Here is a 20,617-nt window from a genome sequence, read left to right on the forward strand (position 1 = left end):
CATCACAACGGCCGCTCCGGGCGCGGGTCGGTGCGCAGCAGCCCGTAGCGGACCACGTCGCGCCACTGGCCGTCCCGGAAGGTCGTCGCCCGCTGGACGCCCTCGCGCAGGAAGCCGCACTTCTCCAGGGCGCGCTGCTCGGCGAGGTTGCCGACTTCGGTGTCCGCCTCCAACCGCATCACCGGGCTGTGCGCGAACAGGTAGTCCACGAGCAGGAGTTGGGCCCGGGTGCCGATCCCCCGCCCGCGTGCGCCGGGCACCAGCTGGGCGCCGATGTTCCAGTACCGCGCGGTGTTCCGCACCCCCGCCTTCCGGGCGGCGACGAAGCCGGCGAACCCGCCGCCGGCGTCGACGGCCAGCACCAGCCGCTCCTCGCCGAGCAGCCCGTCCTCCGCCAGCTCGCGCCGGAACCGCCGCGGGTCGCTCCAGCCGTACCACTGGTACTCCCCCAGCGCCCCGGGGTCGCCCACCAGGCGCTCCAGGTCCGGAAGGTCGGCTTCGGCGACCGGGCGCAGCGTGATCTCTTCCTCGTTCACGCAGACGCCAACGCCGGTGCGGGCGCGGCGGTTCCGATGGCGGAGTCCATGACGGATGATCAGACGACGGGCCGGGCCCGGGACTGCCTGCCTGCCTGCGCGAACGCTACGCGCCGAGCGCGACGCAGGCCCAGGCTCCGAGCGAGAGCGCGCCCGCCGCCCAGCCGATCGCGGCCGCCGGCCGGCCGTGGTCGGCGCCCTTGGCTCGCTCGAACGCGGCGATGAGCGCGGCGATCGCGGCGCCGGACAGGGCCAGGTGGGTCAGCAGCCAGCCCCAGTCGCCGAGGGCCAGTGCCGCCAGGAGGCCGAGGAGCAGCGCCGGTGTCCACAGGCTCGCGACCACCGCCCCGCCCGCCGCGCAGGCGACCCGGAACCGCTTGCGGTCCCGGAAGCAGAGCGGTGCGGCGCAGCCGGCGGCGCTCAGCAGCTCGACGCCCTGGACGACGTGGGACCAAATGACCCCGGACGGCCTGAACGTGAGCAGCAACGGCACGGCGAACACCGCGACCGCGACCCCGACCAGCCGTCGGGCGCTCGTCGGCACCAGCACCATGGCCCCCCTGCCGTCAGCAATCTGAACGCGTTCAAACCTAGCACGCAGGGGGGCGCCGATCACGTTCCGGGGACGGCGGGCGGTCCGGGACGGTCCGGGACGGTCCGGGGCGGTCAGCCCTCCGGGTAGAACACGAACAGGGTGCACCCGGTGCTGGTCGACGGCACGTGCCACGACCCGGCCGGGGCGTGCAGGAACGTCCCGGCGGGGTAGTCGCGCGCCCCGTCGTTGAAGGTGCCGTCCACCACGTAGACCTCCTCCGGCCCGGGCGCGTGGACGTCCCGACCCTCCCAGGTGGCGCCCGCCTCCAGCCGCACCACGTTGGCGGAGGCGCCGTTCGCCCCCTGCCACAGGGTCCGGAGCCGGATCCCGGGGAACAGCTGACGGGCCGGGACGTCGTCGACGAAGGCGGAGGTGTAGCCCTCCTGCGCAAGGATCTCTGGATGCATGCCCGCCACAGTGCCGTGCCCGAACCAAGCCGGGACAGAGCCTTCGCAGCCAACGTGGGGCACTTTCCCGCCATGCGACGCGCGGTGCCCCTGGTGCCCCTGGTGCAGATGGTGCATTTGTGGTCGAGCCCGGATACCTCGCCGGGCCCCGCAGCGGCTCCCAGGGCTCACCCAGCTCTCATCCAGCCACCCCTCAGACTCTCACCCGCCTCTCATCCGCCGCCCCTAGCCTCCGCCGCATGAACGTCTCCCTGCTCGACGGCTGGTTCCCGTGGACGGTCCAGCTCCTGGCCGTCGCCCTGCTGGTGGCCTCCGCCGCCCGGCGGGACCGCGCGTGGCTGACCAGGTGGGGGCCGATCGCGCTGGGCACGGCGGCCGCGCTCACGGCGCTCATCGCCGTGGCCGTGCTGTCCTTCGCCGGGATCACCGATCCGATCCCGTTCGGCGTCTGGCTGTGGAGCGGGGTCGCCCTCGCCGCCCTGGCCGTGCTCGGGTTCGGCTGGCGCGGCGCCCGGTGGTGGCGCCGGGCGCTCGCGCCGCCCGCCGCGCTGCTCGCGCTGTTCTGCGCGGCGAACAGCGTCAACATCGCCACCGGCTACTACCCGACCCTCGACGACGCGATCGGCGAGCTGACCGGCGAGCCCCTGCCCGACCAGATCACCCTCGACCAACTCGCCTCCATCCACGGGAAGACGAAGACCGGCCGCATCGTCCAGGTCGACATCCCCGACACCGCCAGCGGCTTCGCCCACCGCCAGGAGCTGGTGTACCTGCCGCCGGCCTGGTTCCGCAGCCAGAGCCGCCCCAAGCTGCCCGTCCTGGAGATGATCGGCGGCGAGTTCGCCGCGCCCGACAACTGGATCCGCTCCGGCAACGCGGTCAGGACGGCCGACGAGTTCGCCGCCAAGCACAACGGCTTCGCCCCGATCCTCGTCTTCGTCGACGCCACCGGCGGCTTCCGGGTGGACACCGAGTGCGTGGACGGCCCGCACGGCAACTCCGAGAGCCACCTCGTCAAGGACGTGCCGCCGTTCGTCAAGAAGACCTTCAACGCCGCCACCGACCCGCACAAGTGGGGCGTCGCCGGCTGGTCGATGGGCGGCACCTGCGCCGTCGACCTGACCGTCGAACACCCCGACGTCTTCACCCACTTCGGCGACTTCTCCGGCGACAAGGGCCCGTACATCGGCGACAAGGAGCACACCGTCCAGGAGCTGTACGGCGGCGACGCCGGCGCCTGGGCCGCCCACGACCCGCTGACCGTCCTCGCCCACCACCCCAAGTACCAGGGCGTCTCCGGCTTCTTCGCCCAGGGTGACGAGGAACACGGCCAGATCGAGTCGGCGAAGCTCCTCGACGCCGCCGCGAAGAAGGACGGCATCCGCACCACCACCGCGGTCGGCTCCGGCAAGCACACCTGGCAGACCGGCGCGGCGAGCTTCGCGCAGGCCCTCCCCTGGCTGGCCCAGCAACTCGGCGTCCCGGGCACCCACCCGTAACCACCCGACGCGCAAGCCCTTTTGGCGATCCTTGGCACCACCGGTCGTATCCGGCACCCCGGCACCCCGCACCCCCCGGGCCGCCGACCACGAACGGCCGCCAACCCCCGCCCCGGCGGCGGCGATCCGCCCCATCCGGTAGACCGCCGGTCCGCCACACCAGGCGACGGCTCGCACACACCTTCGGCACCAACCCGCTGCAACTGCGGGCCCGAATCCCGGGGCCCGGCGGAATTCGGCTTTGCTCCCGGCGGTCCGGTGTCATAGGTTTCCACCGCTGTCGAGACCACCGTCGTCCCAGGCCAGCCCCCGCACCGGGGCGCCCGGACGGCCGGCCGGCGGCACACCACGGGGGAAGGAACAGCCATGCCGAGTGCCCGCAACGGACACTTGATCAATCGTCAGCTCACCGTCACCACGGCCGTCGCCCTGCTGTGCGTCGGCGCGCTGAGCGCCTGCGGCCCGAACGACGACAAGGGCGGCCAGGACGCCGGCAAGACCGCCGCGCCCACCGCGACCGGCACGGCCGCACCGGCCACCACCGGAGCCGCGCCCACCGCGACCGGCACCGGCGGCACCGGCGGCGCCCCCAAGGGCAGCATCCCGGCCGCGGCCTGGATGAGTGCGCGCAGCATCCCGATGGACGAGACATACCACTGGGCCGAGCTGGCGCGCGTCGCCAAGCCGGTCACCGGTGACGCGGCCACCTTCAAGGGCATGGAGCTGTGCCACACCCCCGTCGCCAAGGACGACGCGTGGCTGTTCACCGGCAAGGCCGCCGCGCGGGCCGCGCTCAACGAGGGCGGCGCCGAGCACTGGACGGCCCAGCAGACCCTCGTGTACCACGGTGACCCGCGCCCCAGCAGCGGGGCCAAGCAGGCCACCAACCTCGCCTACGCGCACCTGGTCGAGGCGGTGAAGAACTGCGGGCAGTCGCTGCCGGGCGCGACCGTCAAGGTCGCCAGCGCGGACGACGCGCCGTACTTCGCGGCCACCGTCACCGCCCCGGGCCCGGACGGCACCACCGTCACGCTGCACGAGTACGCGGTCGCCGCCGGCGGCTCGGTCAGCGAGCTGGCGGTCTTCGCCCGCGCGAAGGCCGGCGCCCAGCCGAAGGACGCCTGGAAGGCGCCCGAGGACCGGTACGTCGGCACCGGCATGACGGCCCCGCTCTGCGAGGCCCTGCCCGGCTGCTGAGGCAGCGCCGAGGCGACGCACCACCCACAGACGGCCGGTCGGCCCGTCCGGCACAGGGGACCGGACGGACCGACCGGCTTCACGTTCGGGCCGTCACGGCCGCACGACCCGAGCCGTCGCCGCGTCGGCCGTCGCCGCGTCGGCCGTCACGGCCCCAGCGGTCACAGCGGTCACAGCCCCAGCCGGCTGAGCGCCGTCGTCCAGTCGCTCGCGATCGCGCCGCGCGCGGCCGCGAGGCTCACTCTGCCCCCGCACACCGCGGTCTTGAGCTTGTTCTCGACCTGGTCCTTGCTCTGCGCCGGCTGGCTGCCGTAGCGCGGCTCGGGCCACAGGTTGTGCGGGTCGCGCGGCGCGCCGCCCAGCTCCAGCGGCACCAGGTGGTCCTCCTCGTAGTCGGCCGGGTTGGTGTCGGAGAAGCCGTACTGCGCGATCTGCTGCGTCTTCAGCGCGTTGGTGTAGCTGGCCGGCGGCCGGACGGTGGCGGTCCAGCCGGAGACGCAGATGGTCGAGCCGATGGTGGCCTGCGTGACGGCCGGGTTGTACGCGCCCGGCGTGCAGGTCGGGTCGGGCAGCGGCAGCCGCGCCCGCGAACAGCTCGCCGCCGCACCGGACTTGGCCGGCAGCTTGGGCTTTGCGGTGGCGGCCTGCGCCGTCCCGCCGGCGAGCCCGGCGACGGCGAGGCCGAGGGCGGTCGCCGCGGCGACGACGGTGAGACGCTGACGGATCATCATGGAGCGCTCTCCTGGGCCGGCCCGGCCTGCTGCCGGGCGACTGTGCCCATGACAGCAGCGGCCCCGCCCCGACCGTCAGACCCGGGACGTGAACGACTGGTGACTTCCCCTCCACATCCGCCGGGACGACGCCGCCCGTACCCACGCCGCCGCCGAGGCGGCGCAGCACTCGCCCCCGGTCAGCGAGCATTCCTACGCGGGTACACCCTCGGCACGGACGCGCTGCGGCGGCGCCTCGCCACGCTGCCCCGGCCGGTGCTGCTGCTCGCGGGCGAGGTGGACTGTGGCCCACCGCCGAGGCGGCCGCCCGCTCTTGGGACCTCACCGCGCCGACCCCGCACCAACACCCGCGGCCGGACGCCCCGGAGGCGGTCACCGGCGCGGTGCCGGGCTTCCTCTCTCGGCGGGAGGGCCGGCAGGCGCCGGCCGCGCCGAAGCGGAGGCGGCAGCGGGGGGTCGCCTACCCCGCCAGCAGCCGCGCCAGCAGCGCGGCCGGCCCCTCCGGCAGGCTGCCGTGCAGCAGTTCCGTCCGGTGCACCAGCCGCGGCGCGGCGACCGGCACGTACGCGACACCGTCCGCACCCGCACCCACGCCCGCACCCGCCGGCTCGGGCAGCAGTGCGAGCCCGTGCCCGGTGGCGATCAGCGCGAGCAGCCCGTGCAGGTCGGTGCCGCAGTAGCGGGCGGCGGGCCGGAAGCCGTCGACGCCGGTGGCGGCGCGCAGCCGGGCGGCGCCGGGGGCGAGGTCGGGGGCGTCGAGCCAGCGGGCGGCGGAGAGGTCGGCGAGGGCGAGGCCGGTGCGGCCGGCGAGGGGGTGGCCGGTGGGGAGGGCGACGGCGAGGGGGCGTTCGTCGACGGCGACGGTGGTGAGCGGGCCGACCTCGGGCAGCGGCAGCGGGTCGCTGGGGGCGGCGAGGCCGTCGACGAGGGCGAGGTCGAGGTCGCCGGTGGCGACCTGGGCGGGCAGGGCGTCGTGGCCGAGGATCCGGACCTCGACCTCGGCTCCCGGGTACTCCCGGCGCACCTCGCCGAGTGCGCGCCCCAGTTCCGCCCCGACTGCCAGCGGGGTCGCGCCGAGGACGAGCCGGGCGCTCGGGGCGCCGGCCAGGCGCGCGACGTCGGCGCGCGCCGCCGCGAGCCGGACGAGCAGCGGCGCGGCGTGTTCGAGCAGCCGCTGCCCGGCGGCGGTCGGGCCGACCGGGCGGCGGACCAGCAGGGCGGTCCCGAGGTCGGCTTCGAGGGCGGCGATCTGCTGGGAGACGGCGGACTGGGTGTAGCCGAGCTCCCGGGCGGCGTCGGAGAAGGAGCCGAGGCGGGCGACGGTGACGAAGGTGCGCAGCTGCTGCGGGTCCACGGCGGTCATCAACTCATCTGATCGGGGATTCAGAAATCATCGTTGGATCTGATCAACGACGGGGGGTCAGGATAGCCCCATGACCTCCCTGACCCCGCGGGTCGCCCTCGTCGGCGACCGCTCCCCCGCCGTCCGCTCGCACACCCGTATCCCCGGCCTGCTCGACGCCCTCGCCGAGCGGGACCGGCTCGTCCTGGACGCCTACTGGATCCCCACCGAGGACGCCGGTGCGCCCGGCGCGCTCGACGGCTTCGACGCGATCTGGCTGCTGCCCGGCAGCCCGTACCGCAGCGAGGCGGGCGCCCTGGCCGCCGTCCGGACGGCCCGCGAGCGGGGCATCCCGTTCCTCGGCACCTGCGCCGGGTTCCAGCACGCGGTGCTGGAGTTCGCCCACAACGTCTGCGGCCTGGCCGAGGCCGTCCACGGCGAGGAGCACCCGGACCGGCCCGAGCAGGTGATCGCGCCGCTCGCCTGCTCGCTGGTCGGCCACGAGTGCGCGGTCGAGATCACCCCCGGCACGCTCGCCGAGCGCGTCATCGGCACCACCCGCACCGTGGAGCGCTACCTGTGCGCGTACGGGCTGAACGCGGACTACCAGGACCGGCTGGTCGCGCACGGGCTGCGCTTCAGCGGCACGGACGAGTCGGGCCAGGCGCGCCTGCTGGAGCTGCCGGAGCACCCGTTCTTCCTGGCCTCGCTGTTCCAGCCGGAGCTGTCCGGCGACGGCACCCGGCCGCACGCCATGATCCGCGCGCTGGCCGCCGCCGCGGTCCGGCACGCGGACGAGGCCCGGCACGCGGACGCCGAACGGGCCGTCTCGGCCTGACCCGCGGCCGGACGATGCGGCCGGCCGACGCGGCCCGCCGATGTGGCGCCGGGGGGGCGTCACATCGGCAGGGACCGCAGCCGCACCGGCCCCTCCGGCCAGGCGGCGCCCGCCACCAGCGGCGACCACATGGTGCGCAGCGGCATCTCCGCCAGCCGCCCCTCGGGCTGCTCGACGGTGACGACCTCGGCGACCTCGCGGAAGCCGAGCTTGCGGTAGAGCCCGGTCTTCTCCGGGCGGCAGAACAGCAGCGCGTAGCGGTGGCCGAGTTCGCGGGCGTGGTCGAGCGCGGCGTTGACAACGGTCCGGGCGAGGCCGCCGCCGCGCTGGTCGGGGGCGACGCAGACGCCGCCGACGCCCATCGCGGCCAGGTCGGTGCCGCCGACGGTGAGCTGCAGCGCGCGCAGGCCGGTGTGGGCGACGAGCCGGCCGTCCCCGGCCCGGATCCCGAAGTGGATCTCCTTGGGCAGCCAGCTCAGCCCGGTGTAGGCGACGCCGTACAGGTCGTCGCCGGGGCCCAGGATCTGCTCCTGTTCGGCCTTTCCGTACTGTGCCAGCCGTTCGGCTTCGGCGGGGAAACGATCATTCATCCCGTCATGCTCTCCTCTCCGGACTCCGTTGACCAGCCTTTTCCCGGCCACTCGCCCCCGGTCCGCGCGGGGGTGCGCCCCCGGGCCCGGTGCGCCACCGCGCTGCCAGCGCCCGTCCACCGCCCCGCGGCCGGTGCGGGCCGCACGCGCTGTGGCAGCATGCCCCCCATGCGCCCGCCCACCGCCCCACCGGCCGACGAACCGGTCGTGTTGTTCCAACTGCCGCGCGTGCTCAGCGCCCTGGGGCCGGCGGGTCTGGTGCTGATGCTGGTGCCGCTGGCCGTGCGGCACCCGGAGGTGGGGCCGACCGGGTCGACGCGGGTCAACGCGTGTCTGATGGCGTTCGGCGCGCTGGTCCTGGTGTTCCGGCTGCGGTGGCCGGGGGCGGTCGTCCTGCTGGCCCTGCCGAGCGGCCAACTGCCGCTCGCCGTCGCCCTGTACACCGTGGCGGCGCGGCGCGGCCCGGGCCCGCTGCTGTACCTGCTGACGGCGGCCGTCGAGTTGCGGCTGTGGCTGCCGTTCGACGTCGGGGACCTGTTCACCCTCTCCGGCGTCGCCGACGTGGTGGAGGATCCGCTGGTGTTCGGCGCCGTCCCGCTCGCCCTGGGCCTGACCAACCACGCGCGGGTGCGCGCCGTCGCCGTCCTCGCCGAACGCAACCGGCTGCTGCTGGCGGCGCAGCGGCACGCCGAGGAGCGGGCGGCGGCGGCCGAACGGGCCCGGCTCGCCCGGGAGATGCACGACGTGGTGTCCAACCGGGTCTCGCTGATCACGCTGCACGCCGGGGCCGCGCAGGTCGCCCGGGCCGGCGACCCGGCGGCGGTGGGGCAGACGCTGGGGCTGATCCGCGCCCTCGGGCTGCAGGCGCTCACCGAACTGCGCGGCCTGCTGGGCGTGCTGACGCCCGCCGACGACCAGGTGCCGTCGCTGCGCGGGCTGTCCGCGCTGGTGGAGGAGTCCCGGCAGGCCGGGCTGGCGGTCGGCCTGACCCTGGCCGGCGCCCACGCACATGCGCAGGCCGGCGCCGATGTCGGGGAACGGCCGGAGCCCGAGCCGGAGCCGGCCGTGCAGTACGCGGCCTACCGGATCGTGCAGGAGGCACTGACCAACGCGCACAAGCACGCGCCGGCCGCCGAGGTCGCCGTCACCGTCGAGGTCGGCCCGGACGGGCTGCGCCTGGCCGTGGTCAACTCCCCGGCCGGCGACGGCGGGAGCGTGCCGGAGCTGCACCCCGCCCTTCCGTCCGGCGGGCACGGCCTGGACGGCATGCGCACCCGCGTCGCCGACCTGGGCGGCACCCTGGACGCCGGGCCCACCCCGGACGGCGGCTTCGCCGTCCGGGCCCGCCTGCCGCTCAGCGCGTAGGGCTCACCGCGCAGTCTCACCGCACAGGGCCACCGCACAGGGCTCGCCGCGTGGCGCTCAGCCCGCGGCGCGCCGCGCCAGCTCCGCCCACACCTCGTCGACCCGCGGCGCCAGCGCCTCCAGCGGCCCGCTGTTGTCGATCACCAGGTCGGCGATCGCCAGCCGGTCCGCCCGGGTGGCCTGCGCGGCCATCCGGGCCAGCGCCTCCTCCTCCGCCATGCCGCGCAGCCGTACCAGCCGGTCAAGCCGCACCCGGTCGTCGGCGTCGACGACCACGATCAGGTCGTACAGCGGCGCGAGCCCGTTCTCGGCGAGCAGCGGCACGTCGTGCACCACGACGGCGTCGGGCGCGGCGGCGGCCTCCAGTTCGGCGGAGCGCTCGCGCACCAGCGGGTGGACGATCGCGTTCAGCGCCTTGAGGCGTTCGGGGTCGGCGAACACGATCGCCCCGAGGGCGGGGCGGTCCAGCGAGCCGTCCGCCCGCAGCACCCGGGGGCCGAACTCGGCAGTCACGGCGGCGAGTCCGGCCGTCCCGGGGGCGACCACCTCGCGGGCGATCACGTCGGAGTCGACGATCACCGCGCCCCGGGCGGCGAACAGCCGGGACACCTCGCTCTTGCCCGCGCCGATGCCGCCCGTCAGTCCGATCTTCAGCATGGCGTCAGGCTACCGGCGGGCGGATGCCGCCGTCAGCCCGGCTCCAGGCTCTCCCCCTCGGCCGGCACCGTCAGCCCGGCTCCAGGCTCTCCCCCTCCGCCGGACCGTCAGCCCAGCTCCAGGCTCTCCCCCTCGGCCAGCACCGTCAGCTCCGCCCCGGACCCCGGCCCCTCGGGCCCGACCAGCCGGGTCTGCACGGCGAAGCCGATCGGGCTGAGCACCGCCTCGTGGACGGGCACGGCCCGGCGCGGGCCCGCCTCCCGGACGTAGTCGACGACCTCGGCGGCCTTGCTCCACGGCGCCGCGATCGGCAGCAGCAGGGTGTCGACGGCGTGCGGCGGCACGGTGAACGCGTCGCCGGGGTGGAAGAGCCGGCCATCGAAGAGGAAGCCGATGTTCTGCACGCGCGGGATGTCCGGGTGGATCACCGCGTGCCACTCGCCGTGCACGGAGACGCCGAGCCCGCCGGGCCCGCCGATCTCGAAGGCGTCCCCCTCCCCCACCACCGAGACCCGCTGCGCCACGCCGTCCAGCTGGGCGGCGACGGCGCTGTTGGTCCACACGCGCAGCGCCGGGTCGGCCTCCAGCGCGGCGCGCAGCCGGGACTCCTCGAAGTGGTCCATGTGCTCGTGGGTGATCAGGACGGCGTCGGCGCCGGCCAGCGCGCCCGGGTCGGTGAACGCCCCGGGGTCGACGAGGACGGTGGCGGCGGCGTGCTCGATGCGGACGCAGGCGTGTCCGAACTTGGTGATTCGCATGCCGGAACTCTACAGCAAGGCTGTACAGCTTTGCTGGAGAAATTCCGGATAGACTTCTCCCATGCCCGCCGGAACACCCCACCCCCGCCCCGACACCCTGGACCTCGCCGCCGACCTGCGCGCCGCCCTCGGCACCCTGGTCCGCTCCCTGCGCGAGAGCGACGAGCTGCCGCAGAACCAGGCCGCCGTCCTCGGCCTGCTGGTCCGCGACGAGCTTTCCTGCACCGTCGCCGAACTCGCCGCGCTGCGACGCGTCCGCCACCAGTCGATGGCCCGCACCGTCGCCCTGATGACCGAGGCGGGGCTGGTCACCCAGCAGCCCCACCCCACCGACGGCCGCAAGCAGCTGATCGCCGCCACCGAGGCCGGCCGCACCGCCCTGCTCGATCAGCGCGCCCGCCGCGAGCAGCGGATCGCCACCGCCATCGAGGCCCGCCTCAGCCCCGAGGAGCAGGACCGGCTGCGCGCGAGCGTGGAGCTGCTACGCCGACTGGGCTGACCCCACCAGCTCGGGCCGCTGGGCCGGGATCGCCGGCTGCCGCAGCGCGGGCAGCTCGACGTGCTCGCTCAGCCCGAAGCGCGCGTGCAGCCGCTTGAGCGGGCCGGGCGCCCACCAGTTGAACTCGCCGAACAGGCTCATGGCGGCCGGCACCAGCAGGCAGCGCACCAGGGTGGCGTCGACCGCCACGGCGACGGCCAGCGCGATGCCCATCTGCTTGACCATGAGCATGTCCCCGGCGGCGAACCCGGCGAAGACGATCACCATCAGCAGCGCCGCCGAGGTGATGATCCGACCGCTGCGCTGGACGCCCAGCTCCACCGCCCGGCGACAGCTGTGCCCGCGCGCGTGCAGCTCCTTGATCCGGGCGAGCAGGAACACCTCGTAGTCCATCGACAGCCCGAACGCGAAGGCGAACACCAGCACCGGGATGAAGGTCTCCAGCCCGCCGGCCGGGCTGAAGCCGAGCAGCCCGCTGAACCAGCCGTCCTGGAACACCAGGGTGAGCGCGCCCAGCGAGGCGCCCAGCGACAGCAGGTTCATCAGCAGCGCCTTGACCGGCATCACCACCGAGCCGGTCATCAGGAACAGCAGCACCAGCGTCCCGGCCGCGACCAGCCCGAGCGCCCACGGGCCGCGCGACAGCAGCTCGTCCTGGAAGTCGACCACCGAGGCCGCGCCGCCCGTCACGTACGTGGTGAGCCCGCCGCGGTGGTCCCGCAGCTCCTGCACCACCCGCTTGGCCTCGCCGCCCTGCGGGTCGCCGGGCACCAGCACGTCCACCGTCGACACCGTGTCGCTCACCGGGGTCACCGCCCGCACGCCGCTCACCCCGGGGAGCCCGGCGACCACGTCGTCCGCGTACGCCTGCGCCACCTCGGCCCCGCCCCGCACCACCACGGTGATCGGCGCGGCCGCCGCCTGCGGGAAGCGGTGGTCGACCGTCTCGGCGACCTGCCGCCCGGCCGAGGAGGCGGGCAGCACGGCGGCGCCGGAGCTGCGCATCTCGGCGTGCAGGAAGGGCGCCCCGGCCGCCATCAGCACCGCCACGCAGGCGAGCGCGACCAGCACGGCCCGCTTGCGGACCCGTCTGACGGTCCGGCTGAAGAAGCCCTCGTCCGGGACGGGCGCGGCGGGCGCCTTGATCCGGGCGCCCGCGAAGCCGAGCAGCGCGGGGATCAGGGTGAGCGCGGCGGCCACCGCGATCACCACCACGCTCACCCCGGCGGCGGCGACCGCGCCGAGCACCGGGCTGGTGAAGACGAACAGGCCGGACAGGGCGACGGCGACGGTCAGCCCGGAGAAGGCGACGGTGCGCCCGGCGGTCGCGGCGGTGCGTTCGACGGCGGCGGCGATGTCCGCGCCGTGGCCGCGCTCCTCGCGGAAACGATTCACCATGAGCAGCGCGTAGTCGATCGACAGCCCGAGCCCGAGCACGGTGGCGATCGGCAGCACGCTGGTGTCGATGTCCATGATCCGGCTGAAACCGAACATCGCGAGCAGGGCCCCGCCCACCGAGGCGACGGCGCCGATCACCGGCAGCGAGGCGGCCGCCAGCCCGCCGAACACCAGCACCATGACGATCAGGGTGAGCGGCAGGGTCACCATCTCGCCGACCCGGGTGTCCCGCTCGGTCTGCTTCTTGACCTCCTGCTGGAGCACCAGGTCCCCACCGACCGTGACGTGCGCGCCGCCCGCGCCGTCCAGGGCCGCGAGCCGGTGGGTGACGGCGTCGGTCTGTGCGGCGGTGGCGCCGTCCGCCATCCGTACGGTCAGCAGGCTCGCCGTGCCGTCCGCGGAGCGCAGCGCGGCCGGGCCGGAGCCGGGGCCGTAGGCGTCCAGGGCGGTGGAGACGCCGGGCAGGGCGGCGATCTCGGTGGTGGCCTTCTCTACGGCGGTGCGCACCGCCGGGTCGTCCACCGGCCTGCCGTCCACCACGGCGGTCACGGTGCCCTTGGCCGGATCGGCCGCGGCGACCACCGCGCTGCCCCGGTCGCCCTCGGCGCTGGCCGAGGAGGCCCCGGCCACCGAACCCTCGAAGACCCGGCCGCCGATCAGCACGCCGACGACCAGGACGACGGCCCAGAAGCCGAGCACCCAGCGGCGGTGGCGGAAGCAGAACCGGCCCAGGGCGGCGAGCCGGCCGCCCACGGCAGCGGGGGCGGCGGAGGAGGGTTTGCGCATGGAGGAAGCCTTTCGGGCAGCTCCCCTCAGTGTGGGGGAAACCCGACGTTCAACCTATAGAGGGGCAATGAGCTCCATCTCACAAATCCCTACACATAAAAGACACATAAGTCAAAGGGGAAAACGAATCGGGCCCCATCCGGAAATCCGGATGGGGCCCGATTGCCTAGCTGTCAGCTAGCGGGGGGCGAGAGCCTCAGCTCTGGCCACCGGCCAGCTTCTCGCGCAGGGCGGCCAGGGCCTCGTCGGAGGCCAGGGCGCCGGCACCCTCGTCGCTGCTGGACGAGTAGGAGCCACCCGCGGCGGCGGCGACGGCGTCGCCACCCTCCTCGGCGGCCTGGGCGTCGGCCTCGCGGCTCTTGATGACCTGGGCCTGGTGCTGCTCGAAGCGGGTCTGCGCCTCGGCGTACTGGCGCTCCCACTCCTCACGCTGCTTCTCGAAGCCGGGCAGCCAGTCGTTCGCCTCGGGGTCGAAGCCCTCCGGGTAGATGTAGTTGCCCTGGTCGTCGTACGAGGCGGCCATGCCGTACAGGGTCGGGTCGAACTCGACCTCGGCCGGGTTGGCACCCAGGGCCTCGTTGGCCTGCTTCAGCGACAGGCTGATGCGGCGACGCTCGAGGTCGATGTCGATGACCTTGACGAAGATCTCGTCGCCGACCTGGACGACCTGCTCCGGGATCTCGACGTGGCGCTCGGCCAGCTCGGAGATGTGGACCAGACCCTCGATGCCCTCGTCCACGCGGACGAACGCACCGAACGGAACCAGCTTGGTGACCTTACCCGGAACGACCTGGCCGATCTGGTGGGTACGGGCGAACTGCTGCCACGGGTCCTCCTGGGTCGCCTTCAGCGACAGGGAGACGCGCTCGCGGTCCATGTCAACGTCGAGAACCTCGACGGTGACCTCCTGGCCGACCTCGACAACCTCGGACGGGTGGTCGATGTGCTTCCAGGACAGCTCGGAGACGTGCACCAGGCCGTCGACGCCACCCAGGTCCACGAAGGCACCGAAGTTGACGATCGAGGAGACGACGCCGGAGCGCACCTGGCCCTTCTGCAGGGTGGTGAGGAAGGTCTGGCGGACCTCGCTCTGGGTCTGCTCCAGCCAGGCACGGCGGGACAGGACCACGTTGTTGCGGTTCTTGTCCAGCTCGATGATCTTGGCCTCGAGCTCCTTGCCCACGTAGGGCTGGAGGTCGCGGACGCGACGCATCTCGACGAGCGAGGCGGGGAGGAAGCCGCGGAGGCCGATGTCGAGGATGAGACCACCCTTGACGACCTCGATGACGGTACCGGTGACGATGCCGTCCTCTTCCTTGATCTTCTCGATCGTGCCCCAGGCACGCTCGTACTGAGCGCGCTTCTTGGACAGGATGAGACGACCCTCCTTGTCCTCCTTCTGGAGAACCAGGGCCTCGATGTTGTCACCGACGGCGACGACCTCGTGCGGGTCAACGTCGTGCTTGATCGAGAGCTCGCGGGACGGGATGACGCCCTCGGTCTTGTAACCGATGTCGAGGAGGACCTCGTCACGGTCGACCTTCACGATGACGCCCTCGACGATGTCGCCATCGTTGAAGTACTTGATGGTCTCGTCGATGGCGGCGAGGAAGGCCTCCGCGTCGCCGATGTCGTTGACCGCGACCTGCGGGGTGGTGCTGAGGGAGGAGTCGGTGGGGCTCGTCATTAGGAAAAGGGCTCCGGTACGGACATGAAAGTCGTAGGTAATGCCACGCGGAGGGCCCGTATCGCTCCCACCGAAAGCCGGACAGCCAAGAACACGGCGCACCGGGATTCCCGTAGCAACGAGAAATCGGCGTCCGTCTTGCGACCGTGGGGTCTTCGACAGATGCGAGCGCGACCTGCTCCGTCCGAGGCGCGCAGGCCCGCAGCGCAACTTGTAGCATACGGGGACGGCCGGGCACGGTCAACGCCAAGGTCGGCAAGACGGTGGAGCCCGGTACGGATCAGGCCATATCCTCCGAGAGCGCGCCTCGCGGCGGCGCCCCGCAGGGACCCTTCCCCGGATGCCACCACCAGGACACGGGCCCTCACGGGCCGGGTCGCGGCAGCGGCGCTTCCGCAGTCGACACCCTACGCGATGGGCATTATCACCGTGGCCACCACCCCCCAGTCCGAGCTCCACGATCTTGACGACGCCGGCGACGACGCGGTAAGGCGCCAGGCCGGAGCGGGTGAGAGCAGCCGCGCGAGCCGGCACTGGTGGGACCGCAACGCCGACGAATACCAGGACGAGCACGGCGAGTTCCTCGGCGACGACCGCTTCACCTGGTGCCCCGAGGGCCTCGACGAGGCCGACGCCCGCCTCCTCGGCGACGTCACCGGCAAGGACGTGCTGGAGATCGGCGCCGGCGCCGCCCAGTGCTCCCGCTGGCTCGCCGCCCAGGGCGCCCGGCCCGTCGCCCTCGACATCTCGCACCGCCAGCTCCAGCACTCGCTGCGCATCGACCTCGCCCGCGGCGCCGCGCCCGTCCCCGTCGTCCAGGCCGACGCCGCCGTCCTGCCGTTCGCCGCCGGGTCCTTCGACCTCGCCTGCTCCGCGTACGGCGCCGTGCCGTTCAGCGCCGACACCGAGAAGCTGATGCGCGAGGTGCACCGGGTGCTGCGGCCCGGCGGGCGCTGGGTCTTCTCCGTCACCCACCCGATCCGCTGGGCCTTCCCCGACGAGCCCGGCGTCGAGGGCCTGACGGCGGTGGCCTCCTACTTCGACCGCACCCCGTACGTCGAGGAGGACGAGCAGGGGCGCGCCAGCTACGTCGAGCACCACCGCACCCTCGGCGACCGGGTCCGCGAGCTCGTCGCCGCCGGGTTCCGGCTGGTCGATCTGGTCGAGCCCGAGTGGCCGGCCGACCTGGAGCAGGAGTGGGGAGGCTGGTCCCCGCTGCGCGGGCGGCACATCCCCGGCACCGCGATCTTCGTCGCCGAACGGGGCTGACGTGCCTCCGCTGTGGGGCGACCTGCCCGTCCGCACCGCCCTGCCCGAACTGCACCGCGCCCTGGACGGGCACGGCGCGGCCGTCCTCGCCGCGCCTCCCGGCACCGGCAAGACCACGCTGGTGCCGCTGGCGCTGGCCGGGCTGCTCGACCCCGGCGCCCCGGTACGGCGGGTGCTGGTCGCCGAGCCGCGCCGGCTCGCCGTCCGGGCCGCCGCCCGGCGGATGGCCTGGCTGCTCGGCTCGTCCGTGGGCCGCGAGGTCGGCTACACCGTGCGCGGGGACCGGCGCGTCGGGCCTTCGACCGTCGTCGAGGTCGTCACCACCGGGGTGCTGCTGCAACGGCTGCAGCGCGACCAGGAGTTGGCCGGGGTGGACGTCGTCGTCCTCGACGAGTGCCACGAACGCCACCTGGACGCCGACACCGCGCTGGCCTTCCTGCTGGACGTCCGGGCGGCACTGCGGCCCGAACTGCGGCTGGTCTGCGCCTCGGCCACCTCCGACACCGAGGCCTGGGCCGAACTCCTCGACGGGGCACCGGTGGTGGAGGCGCACGGGGTGTCCCACCCGGTCGAGGCCGTGTGGGCGCCGCCGCCGCGCGCCGTCCGGCCCGCGCACGGGACGCGGGTCGACCCGGCGCTGCTCGACCACGTGGCCTCCGTGGTGCGGCGGGCGCTGGGCGAGCGGGACGGGGACGTGCTCTGCTTCCTGCCGGGGGTGGGCGAAATCGCCCGGGTGGCAGGGCAGTTGGCGGGGCTGCCGGTGGACGTGCTGCAACTGCACGGCCGCGCGCCGCAGGACGTCCAGGACGCCGCGCTCTCCCCTGGTTCCTCGCGACGGGTGGTGTTGGCCACCGCCGTCGCCGAGTCCTCCCTCACCGTCCCCGGCGTCCGGGTCGTGGTGGACGCCGGGCTCGCCCGCGAGCCGCGCACCGACCACGCCCGGGGGCTCGCCGGGCTCGTCACCGTACGGGCCTCCCTCGCCGCCGCCCGCCAGCGCGCCGGGCGCGCCGGGCGCGAGGCGCCGGGCACGGTGTACCGCTGCTGGCACGAGGCCGAGGACGCCCGGGCGGCCCGGTTCCCGACGCCCGAGATCGCCCTCGCGGACCTGACGTCCTTCGCCCTCCAGGCGGCGTGCTGGGGCGACCCGGACGCCACCGGGCTCGCCCTGCCCGACCGGCCCCCGGCGGGGGCGATGGCCGCCGCCCGGCAGACCTTGCAGGCCCTCGGCGCGGTGGACGCGGACGGCCGGGCGACGCCGCGCGGCGTCCGCCTCGCCCGTACGGGGCTCCACCCCCGGCTGGGGAGGGCGCTGCTCGACGGGGCGGCTGCCGTGGGTGCGCGGCGGGCGGCCGAAGTCGTCGCGCTGCTCTCCGAAGAGCCGCCGCGCGCCCTCGGCGACGACCTCGGCGCGGTGTGGCGGCTCGTCCGCTCGTCCGGCGACCCGTACGCCGGGCGCTGGCGCGACGAAGTCCGCCGCCTCGAACGCGCCGCCGGCTCCTCGCCCGCCACCGACCTCCCCGACCCGACCGCCGCCGGGTTGGTCGTCGCCCTCGCCTTCCCCGAACGCATCGCCCGCGCCCGGGTCGAGCGGCCCGCACCAGGCGAGCGCAGCCCGTACCTGATGGCCTCGGGGACGGCTGCCGAACTCGCCCCGGACACCCGCCTCGGCGCGCTGCCCTGGCTGGCGGTCGCCGTCGCCGACCGCCCGGCGGGTTCGCACTCCGCCCGGGTGCTGCACGCGGCTGCCCTGGACGAGGACACCGCCCGCCTCGCCGGTGCGCCACTGCTGGCCTCCCGCGAGGAGGTCCACTGGGATACCCGGCGGGGGGAAGTCGTCTCCCGCCAGGTCGAGTTGCTCGGCGCGATCGAACTCGCCGAGAAGCCCCTCAACCGCCCTGATCCTGTGCTCGTCCGGGCTGCTCTCCTCGAAGGCCTCACCCGCGAGGGCGTCAGCACCCTGCTGACCTTCCCGTCCGGTCTACGCGAACGCCTCGCCTTCCTCCACGCGGCAATCGGCACCCCCTGGCCCGACGTCAGCGATGCCGCGTTGGTGGCCCACGCCGACGAGTGGCTGGAACCCGAACTCTCCCGCGCCCGCCGCCGATCCGACCTCGCCAGGATCGATACGACGTCCGCCCTCCAGCGCCTACTCCCCTGGTCCACCGGAGAAGCAGGCCGCCTCGACGAACTCGCCCCCGAACGCATCACCGTCCCGAGCGGGTCGAAGATACGGGTGGACTACACCACCGAACGCCCGGTCCTGGCCGTCAAGTTGCAAGAACTCTTCGGCTGGGTAGCCGCGCCCAAACTGGCCGGAGGCCGCGTCCCGCTGACCATCCACCTCCTCTCCCCCGCAGGCCGCCCCGCCGCCGTCACCAGCGACCTGGAGTCCTTCTGGCACAACGGCTACCGCGCCGTCCGCGCAGATTTGAGAGGCCGCTACCCCCGCCACCCCTGGCCCGAAGACCCGACCACAGCCGAGCCCACCCGCCGCACCAACGCCCGGAAGTAGCAGCGGTCAGACCAGCGGACGAATCAGCGAGTCGTACCGGGGCGAGTCCGGGTACGGCTGCATGACGCCCATCGGCACGTAACCCCACCGCTCGTACAAAGCGCGCACCCTCGGGTGCTCCTGTTCGACCAGCAGGTGTGAGCGTTCCTCGACCCGGTGGGACATGAGCTCTTCGTGGAGTGTGTGGGCGATCCCCGTCCCGCGCCACGGCGCCCGGACCATCACCTCGCACAGCGCGAACGTCCTGGTATCCGTCTCCACCAACTGGTCGGCCGGGGCCGGGGTGATCAGGCCGTGCCAGTCGTAGGACGCGGTGCGCGCGAAGCCGTAGGCGTAGCCGACCGGTTCGCCGTCCACATCACCGAACGCGCATCCCCATCGGGGCCGACTCGCATGCGCCCGTAGCCGCTCGGTGAACCGCTCCACAGTGAAGAACGGGTCATCGGCAGCCTCGCGCTCGTACACCTCGGCGTACACCTCGATCAGCTGCGGCGCGATCTGCTCGAAGTCCTCGGCCCGGTAGTACGTGACGGTCAGCGTCGCGGCGTCCACGATCGGTCAGCCCCTCTCAGGTGGCGGTCAGCACGTCATAGCGTTCAACGAACCCGTCTGCCTCAGGAAGACCGGCGTCGGCCACATGGTCCCGGAACCGACCGAGCCGCACGGCCCACCGGGGGCAGTTCACCGCCTGCCACAGGTCAAGCGCCTGCCCGGCGCTGTCGACGGCCTGCTCCGGCCGGTCGGCCGCGTAGTGGCATTCCGTGAGGTGCACAAGCTTGGCGAACCGGTTGCGCTGGAACTTCGGATCAAGCAGCGCCATGCCTTGTTCTTCCTGCTCGACCGCCTTCTCCGGCAGCCTCAGGTCCATGTGGGCCATCGCGGCGGCGCCAAGTAGTTCCCCAGGGCCGACGAATGCGAGCCACGCAGGCGCGCTGGCGCCAGCCCGATCCAAGCATGCTTCGGCCCGCGCGAGCGCCACACCGGTGCGCGAAGCCTCGCCGCCGGCGGCGTACCCGAGCGCCATCCGGCCGTGCAGCAGCGCTGACAGGCGTGCGTCGCGGCTACTGCGGGTGGCGTCCAGTGCCGCGCGGGCGATCGTCACCGTCTCCATCGCCCGACCGAGCTCCCACGACTGGCGAGACATGTACGACCAGATCCGAGCCTGAAGCATCCGGTCACCGGCCAACAGCGCGCCGCGAAGACCGGCGTCGAAGTTGCGTCCGGCCCGGTCCTGGTCGCCACTGTCGAACGCGAACCAACCGGCGGACGCGTGCAGTTCGCCGAGCACCTGGTAGAGGGCCTTCTCCACGTTCGGCCCGTACAGGCACCGGCTCATGGCGCTCTCGATCTGGCGTACGTAGTTCTCGGCGACATCGGCGAGTTGCTGACCACCGAAGGCGTCGTCAACGGCATGCAGTTGGTCGATGCTCTCGCGGATGCGCCCGACGTCGCTCATCCCGATCCGGCCAGCGGATGGGAGCGGGGCAAACGCGAAGCTCAGCAGGTTGCCGGTCGCGGCAGCCCCCGCCCCCGCGCGTTCGCCGCGCGGCTCGACTCCTGCCTCGAATCGGCGCGCCTCGCGCGGCAGTTGCTCCGTGCGTACCTCTCGGCCCTGCCCTCCGGGGACCGCTACGCCGACGTGGCCGAGCTCCTTCTCGGGGAGCTGTTCGCCAACGCCGTCCAGCACTCCGACGCGCCCGACGACCGCCGCATCGAGATCCGCTTCGCCCTCACCAACGGCCTCCTGCGCCTCGAGGTCCACGACGCCGGCAGCGGCCGACCGGCCCTGCGCTCGGCCTCCCTCTGCGACGAGCGCGGGCGCAGGCTGTTCCTCGTCAACGAGCTCTCCACCCGCTGGGGTTGCTGCCCCCGCGTGGGCGGCATCGGCAAGTTTGTCTGGGCCCTGGTCGCCCCCACCACCGCAGTCGCGGCCTGAGAGAGGAAGCCCCCC

At 74.0% G+C, this 20,617-nt stretch carries 19 protein-coding genes and 1 pseudogene; 8 read left to right on the forward strand and 12 right to left on the reverse strand.

Features of this window, described 5'->3' with window-relative positions:
• Positions 1-2: 2 nt before the first annotated feature.
• The 3 genes from VM95_RS33700 to VM95_RS33710 all read right to left on the reverse strand — a co-directional run bounded on the left by VM95_RS33700 (position 3) and on the right by VM95_RS33710 (position 1,538).
• Positions 3-536, reverse strand: a complete 534-nt coding sequence (locus VM95_RS33700; RefSeq protein ID WP_045704193.1) for a GNAT family N-acetyltransferase — start codon at positions 534-536, stop codon at positions 3-5.
• Positions 537-642: 106 nt separating this feature from the next.
• Positions 643-1,089 (reverse strand): hypothetical protein, encoded by a 447-nt coding sequence (locus VM95_RS33705; RefSeq protein ID WP_045704195.1) that lies wholly within the window; start codon positions 1,087-1,089, stop codon positions 643-645.
• 113 nt (positions 1,090-1,202) lie between these two features.
• Complete coding sequence (locus VM95_RS33710) at positions 1,203-1,538, reverse strand: cupin domain-containing protein (protein ID WP_045704197.1); 336 nt, start codon at positions 1,536-1,538, stop codon at positions 1,203-1,205.
• Positions 1,539-1,777: 239 nt separating this feature from the next.
• On the opposite strand from VM95_RS33710, the gene VM95_RS33715 reads away from it, so the two are divergent.
• Together VM95_RS33715 and VM95_RS33720 are read left to right on the forward strand one after the other, a co-directional pair.
• Entirely contained in the window at positions 1,778-3,037 is a 1,260-nt protein-coding gene (locus VM95_RS33715; RefSeq protein ID WP_045704199.1) for an alpha/beta hydrolase, read from the forward strand.
• A gap of 366 nt (positions 3,038-3,403) precedes the next feature.
• Positions 3,404-4,234, forward strand: coding sequence for a hypothetical protein (locus VM95_RS33720; RefSeq protein ID WP_045704201.1), 831 nt, complete (start codon positions 3,404-3,406; stop codon positions 4,232-4,234).
• A 170-nt stretch (positions 4,235-4,404) separates the two neighbouring features.
• Here VM95_RS33720 and VM95_RS33725 read toward each other — a convergent pair whose 3' ends face one another.
• Both VM95_RS33725 and VM95_RS33730 read right to left on the reverse strand, forming a co-directional pair.
• Entirely contained in the window at positions 4,405-4,965 is a 561-nt protein-coding gene (locus VM95_RS33725) for a hypothetical protein (RefSeq protein WP_341846043.1), read from the reverse strand.
• A gap of 460 nt (positions 4,966-5,425) precedes the next feature.
• On the reverse strand, positions 5,426-6,328 hold the full coding sequence (locus VM95_RS33730; protein ID WP_045704203.1) for a LysR family transcriptional regulator: 903 nt from the start codon (positions 6,326-6,328) through the stop codon (positions 5,426-5,428).
• A 70-nt stretch (positions 6,329-6,398) separates the two neighbouring features.
• Here VM95_RS33730 and VM95_RS33735 point away from each other — a divergent pair, with 70 nt between their 5' ends.
• A complete protein-coding gene (locus tag VM95_RS33735; protein WP_045704205.1) occupies positions 6,399-7,145 on the forward strand; it encodes a CTP synthase C-terminal region-related (seleno)protein in 747 nt (248 codons plus the stop codon).
• 59 nt (positions 7,146-7,204) lie between these two features.
• On the opposite strand, the gene VM95_RS33740 is transcribed toward VM95_RS33735, so the two are convergent.
• Entirely contained in the window at positions 7,205-7,735 is a 531-nt protein-coding gene (locus VM95_RS33740; RefSeq protein ID WP_045704207.1) for a GNAT family N-acetyltransferase, read from the reverse strand.
• A gap of 168 nt (positions 7,736-7,903) precedes the next feature.
• Here VM95_RS33740 and VM95_RS33745 point away from each other — a divergent pair, with 168 nt between their 5' ends.
• Positions 7,904-9,100: a sensor histidine kinase gene (locus tag VM95_RS33745; RefSeq protein ID WP_052707734.1), complete on the forward strand. Its 1,197-nt coding sequence runs from the start codon at positions 7,904-7,906 to the stop codon at positions 9,098-9,100.
• Positions 9,101-9,157: 57 nt separating this feature from the next.
• Here VM95_RS33745 and coaE read toward each other — a convergent pair whose 3' ends face one another.
• The gene (gene coaE / locus VM95_RS33750; RefSeq protein WP_045704209.1) at positions 9,158-9,757 is read right to left on the reverse strand and encodes a dephospho-CoA kinase; all 600 of its coding nucleotides are present in this window, start codon (positions 9,755-9,757) and stop codon (positions 9,158-9,160) included.
• A 107-nt stretch (positions 9,758-9,864) separates the two neighbouring features.
• The gene (locus VM95_RS33755) at positions 9,865-10,515 is read right to left on the reverse strand and encodes an MBL fold metallo-hydrolase (RefSeq protein WP_045704211.1); all 651 of its coding nucleotides are present in this window, start codon (positions 10,513-10,515) and stop codon (positions 9,865-9,867) included.
• A gap of 61 nt (positions 10,516-10,576) precedes the next feature.
• Here VM95_RS33755 and VM95_RS33760 point away from each other — a divergent pair, with 61 nt between their 5' ends.
• Positions 10,577-11,014 (forward strand): MarR family winged helix-turn-helix transcriptional regulator, encoded by a 438-nt coding sequence (locus VM95_RS33760; protein ID WP_045704213.1) that lies wholly within the window; start codon positions 10,577-10,579, stop codon positions 11,012-11,014.
• Here the strand turns inward: VM95_RS33760 and VM95_RS33765 are convergent.
• Both VM95_RS33765 and rpsA read right to left on the reverse strand, forming a co-directional pair.
• Positions 10,997-13,198, reverse strand: coding sequence for an MMPL family transporter (locus tag VM95_RS33765; protein ID WP_052706712.1), 2,202 nt, complete (start codon positions 13,196-13,198; stop codon positions 10,997-10,999). The two genes, VM95_RS33760 and VM95_RS33765, sit on opposite strands and share 18 nt — an antisense overlap.
• Positions 13,199-13,394: 196 nt before the next feature.
• Positions 13,395-14,885 (reverse strand): 30S ribosomal protein S1, encoded by a 1,491-nt coding sequence (gene rpsA, locus VM95_RS33770; RefSeq protein ID WP_031068978.1) that lies wholly within the window; start codon positions 14,883-14,885, stop codon positions 13,395-13,397.
• Positions 14,886-15,299: 414 nt separating this feature from the next.
• Here rpsA and VM95_RS33775 point away from each other — a divergent pair, with 414 nt between their 5' ends.
• The gene (locus tag VM95_RS33775; RefSeq protein WP_107073179.1) at positions 15,300-16,154 is read left to right on the forward strand and encodes a class I SAM-dependent methyltransferase; all 855 of its coding nucleotides are present in this window, start codon (positions 15,300-15,302) and stop codon (positions 16,152-16,154) included.
• Position 16,155: 1 nt separating this feature from the next.
• Positions 16,156-18,666, forward strand: a complete 2,511-nt coding sequence (gene hrpB, locus VM95_RS33780) for an ATP-dependent helicase HrpB (protein WP_045704216.1) — start codon at positions 16,156-16,158, stop codon at positions 18,664-18,666.
• A 6-nt stretch (positions 18,667-18,672) separates the two neighbouring features.
• Here hrpB and VM95_RS33785 read toward each other — a convergent pair whose 3' ends face one another.
• A complete protein-coding gene (locus VM95_RS33785) occupies positions 18,673-19,218 on the reverse strand; it encodes a GNAT family N-acetyltransferase (RefSeq protein WP_052707735.1) in 546 nt (181 codons plus the stop codon).
• A 16-nt stretch (positions 19,219-19,234) separates the two neighbouring features.
• Entirely contained in the window at positions 19,235-20,353 is a 1,119-nt protein-coding gene (locus VM95_RS33790; protein ID WP_482260485.1) for an NsdA family TPR-like regulatory protein, read from the reverse strand.
• Between VM95_RS33790 and VM95_RS40890 the strand changes: the two are divergent.
• Positions 20,240-20,602, forward strand: a pseudogene (locus VM95_RS40890) (ATP-binding protein); the annotation flags it as partial. The gene VM95_RS33790 and the pseudogene VM95_RS40890 overlap by 114 nt on opposite strands.
• Positions 20,603-20,617 lie beyond the last annotated feature (15 nt).

The organism is Streptomyces rubellomurinus, from assembly GCF_000961885.1.
GTDB classification, from domain to species: Bacteria; Actinomycetota; Actinomycetes; order Streptomycetales; family Streptomycetaceae; genus Kitasatospora; species Kitasatospora rubellomurina.